Source organism: Sphaerochaeta sp. (assembly GCF_050178175.1).
Taxonomy (GTDB): Bacteria; Spirochaetota; Spirochaetia; order Sphaerochaetales; family Sphaerochaetaceae; genus Sphaerochaeta.
Window position 1 is genome coordinate 1,554 of sequence record NZ_JBFXGH010000088.1, and the last position, 6,145, is coordinate 7,698.

Genomic DNA, 6,145 nt, shown 5'->3' on the forward strand with positions numbered 1-6,145 from the left:
CTTAACTCAGACAGCGGGTATGATTCAGCCGACTTCGTACAATTCTGGAGGTATGAGATATGGCTAAATCACATGATGCTAAGAAAACAGAGAAGAAAAAACCTCTAAAGACCGCAAAAGAAAAAAAGCAAGAGAAGATGGAAAAGAAGAAAGCCAAATAATTTTCTGTAGCCTGTTCTAGCTCTTAAGCTCTTCTGTATGATTCATATCGATCCGGATATGCTTCAGTTTGTGTATCCACAGCATTACAACTATTCGTAAAAGTTAGTTATCAATCCGATCCCATCCACAAAAATCATGCAGTAACCAGCTATCTTGTTGCTTAAAACTATATTTTATACTACATATCCTCAAATCTATATTATACCTACATTTTTCAAACCTCTCATTTCTTCAATTATCTGTTTCTCATACATTCTTATGTTGAATAACTACTATTTTAGTAGTATATTCCAAAGACATACAGACGTTCTTTTTTATTTGAAGAATATTGTAAGTACATACACTCACCATCGGAGGAAAAGTATGAGTAAAAAGATTTTTCATGATCCAGACCCTGCAGAGACGAAAGATTGGCTGGAGTCGTTAGAGGGTGTTATAGCGCATGAAGGCGCACAGAAAACTGATTATTTGCTTTCAGAACTTACCCAAGCTGCACGTAATAAAGGTGTTACCACATCCCCTGGGGTTATTAGCCCCTATATCAATACTACAAATCTAGACAGCAATGCGGTCATTCCACCGGAAGAATCGCTTATTGCACGAAATGTATCAGCATTTGTCCGTTGGAATGCCATGGTAATGGTAGCCAAGGCAAATGAGGATAGAAAAGGATTGGGAGGGCATATCGCCAGCTACTCATCCTCTTCAGCAATGTATGAAGTGGGCTTCAACTGGTTCTTCAAGGGACCTGAGTCCGAACACGGCGCCGATATGATCTACTTCCAGGGTCACTCCTCCCCTGGCATGTATGCCCGGGCATTCATAGAAGGACGGTTGAGTGAAGAACAACTGGAACATTTCAGACAGGAGACAGGGGGCAAGGGACTCTCTTCCTATCCACACCCCTATCTGATGCCGGAATTCTGGCAGTTTCCAACTGTATCAATGGGCCTTGGCCCATCTATGGCTATCTATCAGGCACGCTTCATGAAGTATATGGAAGACAGGGGCTTGAAGAAAAGTGGAGACAGGAAGGTCTGGGTCTTCATGGGGGACGGAGAGTCTGATGAGCCAGAATCGCTTTCAGCGCTCTCGCTTGCTTCCAGGGAGAAGCTCGATAACCTTATCTTTGTGGTCAATTGCAACCTGCAACGTCTCGATGGACCGGTTCGTGGCAATGGAAAGATAATCCAGGAACTTGAAGGAAAGTTCAGGGGCGCTGGTTGGAATGTCATCAAGGTTATCTGGGGAACCGAATGGGACTCAATCCTGGAGAAGGATACCAAGGGTATTCTCCTGCAGAAACTGGCAACCATGGTTGATGGGGAGTTCCAGACCCTGCAAGCAAGGGGCCCAGCATATCTAAGGGAGAAACTTTTCTCAGGGGATGAATACCTTGAGTCACTTGTTGAAGGGATGACAGACAAGGATCTCTGGCAATTAAGCCGTGGAGGCCATGACCCAAGAAAGATCTACCAGGCATTCCATGCAGCATCAAACCACAAGGGAAAACCCACGGTCATTCTGTTCAAGACCATCAAGGGCTTCGGCATGGGCAGCGGCGAGGGTGCCATGGGTGCTCATAACCTGAAGCACATGGAAGAGAGCGACCTTCTCGCCTTCAGGGACCACTTCCATGTACCCATTGATGATGAACAGGCAAAGAATATGGTGTTTATCAAACCGGATCCTGAGAGCAAAGAAGGTAAATTCCTTGCTAGGCGACGTGAGATCATGGGAGGACCTGTTCCTTACCGCCATAAGGATGGTGAAAAACTGACGGTTCCTACAACCAAGAGCTTTGAGGATATGCATGCCTCCACTGGGGAGCGAGAACTTTCCACTACCATGGCGTTTGTCCGTTTGCTTACGAAGCTGGTTAAGGACAAGCATATCGGAGAAAGGATTGTCCCCATCGTCTCTGATGAAGCACGCACCTTCGGCATGGAGGGCCTCTTCAGACAAATTGGTATCTATGCACCGGACGGGCAGCTGTATGAGCCAGTGGATAAGGAATCATTCCTGTGGTATCGCGAAGACAAGAAAGGACAGATTCTCGAGGAGGGAATCTCTGAGGCTGGAGCGATGTCCTCATGGATAGCAGCAGCCACAAGTTATGCAAACCACCAGGTTACTATGATCCCTTTCTTCATTTTCTATTCCATTTTCGGTTTCCAACGAGTAGGGGACTTCATCTATGCCGCCGGAGACAGTCGTGCAAAGGGCTTCCTGATGGGAGCAACTGCAGGAAGAACCACCCTGAACGGGGAAGGATTGCAACATGAGGATGGTCATGGACTGCTCTTGGCATCCACCCACCCCACCTGTCAGGCATATGACCCTACTTTCTCCTATGAGCTTGCTGTGATCATCCAGGATGGAATGAAGCGTATGTATGAGGATGATGAGAACATCTTCTACTACATCACACTGATGAATGAGAACTACACCCATCCAGAGATGCCCAAGGGGGCTGAGGAAGGGATCAGGAAAGGTGCCTATCTATTCCGGAAAGCAAAGAAGAACAAGAATCCTGTTGTACAGTTGATGGGAAGTGGGACAATCCTTAGGGAAGTCATAGAAGCAGCTGAACTCCTGTCTGGGGACTTCGGTGTGGAGTCTGACATCTGGAGTATCCCCGGGGTCAATGAACTACACCGTGACGGTGTTGAGGCAGAGCGATACAACCTCACCCACCCCGAAGGCAAGGCCAGGGTTCCGTATCTGACCAAGGTGATGGAAGGACATGGCGGTCCAGTGGTGATAAGCACCGATTATGTCAGGGCATATCCTGAACAGATTCGGAGACTCATTCCCAATTCCAAGGTCACCATTCTTGGTACTGATGGATTTGGTAGATCCGATTTCAGACATGCACTGAGGTCCTTCTTTGAGGTTGACAGGTACTACATCGCAGTTGCAGCACTGAAAGGCCTTGCAGATGAAGGTACCATTCCTGCCAAGAAAGTGAGCGAAGCGATCAAGAAGTATGCTATCGATGTCGACAAGCCCAATCCATTACTGAGTTAAGGAGAGATACAGTATGGCAACAAAACAAATTCTAGTACCAGATATCGGGGATTTCTCTGATGTACCAATCATTGATGTTTATATCAAGGTTGGTGATGTTATCGCAGTCGATGACTCAGTAGTAGCGCTTGAAAGCGAGAAGGCTGTCATTGACATACCCTCTCCCTTTGCAGGAACCATAACAAAGGTTCTGGTCAGAGAGGGAGATGCTGTTTCCAAGGACTCTCCTGTAGCTGAAATTGAAATCGAAGCTGAAGGTGAAGAGAAACAAGAGAAGAAGAGTACTGAGGAAGAGCCCAAAAAAGAGCAACCAAAAGAAAAAGTGGAAGAAAAGAAGGTTGAAGAAGTCGTAGAACCGCCCAAGTCCGAACAACCGACACAGCAAGTTCAACAAGAAGAAAAACCGGATCTTGTCAATGAACAGGCTCCTGGTGCTGTCTACCATGCAACCCCTTCCCTACGCAAATATGCAAGAGAACTCGGAGTTGATCTCGCAAAGGTAAAGGGAAGCGGGCCCAATGGTCGTATCCTGCATGAGGATGTGCAGGCCTTGGTGAAGAAGGCACTGAGCGGCGGGGGTGGAACTCCAGCTTCCTTCGGCAAGATTGAGCTGGAAGATTTTTCAAAGTATGGGGAGATTGAACGCAAGAAGCTTACCCGTATCCAGAAAATATCGGGACCACACCTGCAGAAAAGCTGGCAGATCATCCCCCATGTCACCCAGTATGACGAGGCCGATGTCACCGATCTTGAAGCCTTGAGGAGAACGATCAAGGAGGAGATGAAGAGAAGTGAAGACCCGGTAAGCATCAGCATCCTCCCCTTCATCGTAAAGGCGGTTGTCGCAGCATTGAAGAAATTCCCTGAGATGAACGCTTCCTTCGATGAGGACAGTGGTGAGTTGATCCTCAAGCACTACTATCATATCGGTATTGCAGTCGACACCCCCGAGGGCTTGATCGTACCGGTCCTCAAGGATGCAGATAAAAAGAGCGTTACAGAAATTGCAAGGGAACTTGCAAGCATCAGCCAGCGTGCCCGGGATAGGAAGCTGAAACCGGAGGACCTCTCAGGAGGTTCGTTCAGCATCTCAAGCCTTGGAGGGATCGGGGGTACGGGGTTCACTCCCCTGATCAATCCACCGCAGGTTGCAATCCTTGGAGTCTCAAGACTTGCAAAGAAGCCGGTTTGGAATGGCAAGGAGTTTACGCCCCGAGACGTCCTCCCCTTCTCAGTAGCCTATGACCATCGGGTCATTGATGGTGCTGCAGGGGTTCGCTTTACTACGTATCTCGCATCCCTGTTGGGCGATTTGCGACGGGTACTACTCTAAGGAGGTGTGTACAGATGCTAGAGAAGAAAACAGACCTTGTGGTCCTCGGAGGAGGACCCGGTGGGTATAGCGCGGCATTCCGGGCCGCTGATTTGGGCAGGAAAGTGACCATCATCGAAAAGAGTGCAGTATTGGGCGGGGTATGCCTGAATGTAGGGTGCATTCCTTCCAAGACATTGCTGCACATTGCAGAAGTGATAGAAGAGGTTGAGAAGCTGGCTCCCCTTGGGGTCTCCTTCTCCAAGCCCTCCTTTGACTTGGAGAAGATCAGAGCCCATAGGGATTCTGTTATCAAAACCCTTACTTCCGGACTGGACGCACTGTGCAAGGCCCGTAAGGTTGAACATATTGTTGGAGAAGGGTCCTTCCTCTCGGATACCGAGCTGAAGGTAGTAACAGAGAAGGAAGAGCTGAAGCTAACCTTCGCGGACCTGATCATTGCAGTCGGGTCCCGATCGGTACAGATTCCCGGTATTCCTTATGAGGATGAACGAATCTGGGACTCTACCAAGGCTTTGGAACTCACGCACATCCCCGATCGGCTTGCGATCATAGGGGGAGGTATCATAGGTCTGGAGGTGGCTGCCATGTACCATGCGCTTGGTTCAAAGATTACCATCATCGAGATGATGGATTCCTTGATCCCTCCTGCCGACAGGGATCTCAAGCAGCCGTTGGTGAAGAAACTCAAGAAGCAATATGAGGCCATCTATACCTCCACTAAGGTGGAAAAGGTGGAAGCAAAGAAGGATGCACTTACGCTCCACCTGGCTGGGGATAAGGTTCCCTCTACCATCGATGCTGATGCTGTACTGGTTGCAGTGGGAAGAAAAGTCAATTCCGACCGAATAGCACTTGAGAACACGAGTATCAAGACAACCGGTCGTGGTTGGATTGAGGTGGACAAGAAGCTGAGGACCAATGTCCCTCATATCTTTGCCATTGGGGACGTGGTGGGAGAACCTATGCTCGCCCACAAGAGCAGTCATCAGGGCAAGGTGGCTTCTGAGGTAGCCTCAGGACAAGCATCAGCCTTTACTCCCATGGGAGTTCCCTCAGTCGCTTATACCAGCCCTGAAATAGCATGGGTTGGCTTGAGTGAAAATGAGGCAAAGGAGAAGGGAATAGCCTACAAGAAGGGGTCTTTCCCCTGGATGGCAAACGGTAGGGCACTAAGTGCTGTCGCCGCAGAGGGAGTCAGCAAGGCGCTCTTTGATGAGAAGACAGGACGCTTGCTGGGAGCTGGGATTTGTGGAAAGAATGCAGGCGAGCTTATCTCTGAGGCGGTAATTGCCTTGGAGATGGGTACAGTTGCCGAGGATATTGCCTTGAGCATCCATCCTCACCCAACCCTCAGCGAGACGTTTGCAGTAGCAGCAGAACTTGCAGAAGGGACAGCAACCGATACACTGAACAGGTAAGCACAACAATCAGAAGCCCGCCCTACTGCAAAGGACGGGCTTTCTGTGCAGTAGTCTTGGATGGACAACTCAATGGAGGAATGGTCTGATGTGTTAATACTACCTTCAGGCTCTGGAACATGATACGTCAGCTCATCGGTACTGCTTACAGTTGGAATTCTCACTTCCATCATGATGATTTTCATCTGGCGATTACAGG

At 48.8% G+C, this 6,145-nt stretch carries 3 protein-coding genes; all 3 read left to right on the top strand.

Annotation, left to right across the window (positions count from 1 at the left end):
- Nucleotides 1–525 precede the first annotated feature (525 nt).
- Genes aceE through lpdA form a run of 3 tightly spaced genes read left to right on the top strand, consistent with a single transcriptional unit; the run spans nucleotide 526 to nucleotide 5,946 of the window.
- Nucleotides 526–3,192, top strand: a complete 2,667-nt coding sequence (gene aceE / locus AB7S66_RS09405) for a pyruvate dehydrogenase (acetyl-transferring), homodimeric type (RefSeq protein WP_428519369.1) — start codon at nucleotides 526–528, stop codon at nucleotides 3,190–3,192.
- Between the two features lie 13 nt (nucleotides 3,193–3,205).
- On the top strand, nucleotides 3,206–4,525 hold the full coding sequence (locus AB7S66_RS09410; RefSeq protein ID WP_428519371.1) for a 2-oxo acid dehydrogenase subunit E2: 1,320 nt from the start codon (nucleotides 3,206–3,208) through the stop codon (nucleotides 4,523–4,525).
- Between the two features lie 14 nt (nucleotides 4,526–4,539).
- Complete coding sequence (lpdA, locus tag AB7S66_RS09415) at nucleotides 4,540–5,946, top strand: dihydrolipoyl dehydrogenase (RefSeq protein ID WP_428519373.1); 1,407 nt, start codon at nucleotides 4,540–4,542, stop codon at nucleotides 5,944–5,946.
- Nucleotides 5,947–6,145 lie beyond the last annotated feature (199 nt).